We start from the raw sequence: 2430 nt of genomic DNA, 5'->3' as shown, positions 1-2430 counted from the left end.
GTCAACGCTTTCTGAGTTACCGTCAAAGTACCATTTGGATTGGTCACCGTATAGTTGCCTAACTTACTGTCAGGATCCAAAAACGTGGCCACAATCGGATAGCTATTGCCTATCGCAGCAGTAGCCGCTGCTCCCGTACTATTCCTCGTCACGGTAATGTTATCACTATTCTGTATACCTGTAATGCTTCCCGCAAAATCGGTGTTCACCAGTACGTCACCATAAACTTTAGAGCGGTTAGTATTGGCCACAACCAAAGCTCGAGGCGTTACCGTCAGCGCTCCATTTACATAACTGATGTTGTAATTGCCTAGTCCAGTACCAACTGCTGCTGTTGCTACAATTGGATAGGTTGAGCCCGCTACCGTAGCGGTGGCTGCTGCACCAGTACTGGTCAGGGTCACACTGGTCACCGCATCGCCATTGGTCAAACCAACCGAGGTGAATTCGGTGCCCGCAAAGGTTACCGCATCCCCATAGGTCTTGGTCCTGGCAGAGGCCGTAACAGTCAACGCTTTCTGAGTTACCGTCAAAGTACCATTTGGATTGGTCACCGTATAGTTGCCTAACTTACTGTCAGGATCCAAAAACGTGGCCACAATCGGATAGCTATTGCCTATCGCAGCAGTAGCCGCTGCTCCCGTACTATTCCTCGTCACGGTAATGTTATCACTATTCTGTATACCTGTAATGCTTCCCGCAAAATCGGTGTTCACCAGTACGTCACCATAAACTTTAGAGCGGTTAGTATTGGCCACAACCAAAGCTCGAGGCGTTACCGTCAGCGCTCCATTTACATAACTGATGTTGTAATTGCCTAGTCCAGTACCAACTGCTGCTGTTGCTACAATTGGATAGGTTGAGCCCGCTACCGTAGCGGTGGCTGCTGCACCAGTACTGGTCAGGGTCACACTGGTCACCGCATCGCCATTGGTCAAACCAACCGAGGTGAATTCAGTACCCGCAAAGGTCACCGCGTCCCCATAGGTCTTGGTCCTCGCCGAAGCCGTGATCGTCAATGTCTTGGTTCCAACAATGATATCGCCACCCACATAGCTGATGGTATAGTTGGAGGCGGTAAACGTACCGCCCGTAGCCGCACTTGGAGTTACCTGCCCCGTATAGGTATTCACCGCAGCTGTTGCCGCTGAACCTGTACCATAGGCCAAGGTTACACTGCCAATCGTTTCACTATTCACCAGTCCATTCGATGTAAAAGCGGTAGATCCAGCAGCACCTGTCAATGTTGATCCATAAGTTTTGTTTACGTTATTCGCTGTAATGGTCAGTGCCTTGGCACCAACGATGATATCGCCACCCACATAGCTGATGGTGTAATTGGAGGCAGTAAAAGTACCGCCGATAACCGCACTTGGAATAACAGAACCAGCATAGGTATTCACCCCAGCTGTTGCCGCTGCACCTGCCCCGTAGGCAATCGTTACACTCCCTACAGTCTCACCATTCTCCAGTCCACTGGAAACAAATGCATTAGAGCCCGTTCCACCAGTCAGGATCTGTCCATAGGTTTTGTTTACATTATTCGCCGTAATGGTCAGTGCCTTTGCACCAACAATGATATCGCCAGCAGCATAGCTGATGGTATAGTTGGAGGCCGTAAATGTGCCGCCTGTAGCAGCACTTGGAGTTACCTGCCCCGTATAGGTATTCACTGCATCGGTTGCAGCAGCACCCGTACCATAGGCTAAGGTTACACTGCCGATCGTTTCACTATTCGCCAATCCACTTGATGTAAAAGCGGTAGATCCAGCAGCACCTGTCAAAGTCTGCCCATAGGTCTTGTTCACGTTGTTCGCCGTAATGGTCAGCGCCTTGGCACCAACAATGATATCGCCAGTAGCATAACTGATGGTATAGTTGGATGCCGTAAAAGTGCCACCCGTAGCCGCACTTGGAGTTACCTGCCCCGTATAGGTATTCACTGCATCGGTTGCAGCAGCACCCGTACCATAGGCTAAGGTTACACTGCCGATCGTTTCACTATTCGCCAATCCACTTGATGTAAAAGCGGTAGATCCAGCAGCACCTGTCAATGTTGATCCATAAGTTTTATTCACGTTATTCGCCGTAATGGTCAATGCCTTGGCACCAACAATGATATCGCCACCCACATAGCTGATGGTATAGTTGGAGGCGGTAAACGAACCACCCGTAGCTGCGCTTGGAGTCACCTGCCCCGTATAGGTATTCACCGCATCGGTTGCCGCAGCACCTGCGCTGTAGGCGATCGTTACACTCCCTACAGTCTCACCATTCACCAGTCCACTTGATGTAAAAGCGGTAGATCCAGTAGCACCTGTCAATGTTGATCCATAAGTTTTGTTTACGTTATTCGCCGTAATGGTCAATGCCTTGGCGCCAACAATGATATCGCCACCCACATAGCTGATGGTATAGTTGGAGGCGGTA

The 2430-nt window shown here is 50.0% G+C and carries 1 protein-coding gene; it reads right to left on the bottom strand.

The annotated features are described in order from the left end of the window. A partial coding sequence (locus tag DUT70_RS12810; RefSeq protein WP_205529801.1) for a beta strand repeat-containing protein occupies positions 1-2430 on the bottom strand: 2430 nt, incomplete at both ends.

The sequence above is a fragment of the Pedobacter chitinilyticus genome (assembly GCF_003313385.1).
Classification (GTDB): Bacteria; Bacteroidota; Bacteroidia; order Sphingobacteriales; family Sphingobacteriaceae; genus Pedobacter; species Pedobacter chitinilyticus.
Note: the sequence above shows the minus strand (reverse complement) of the source record. Positions and strands in the feature narration are given on the sequence as shown.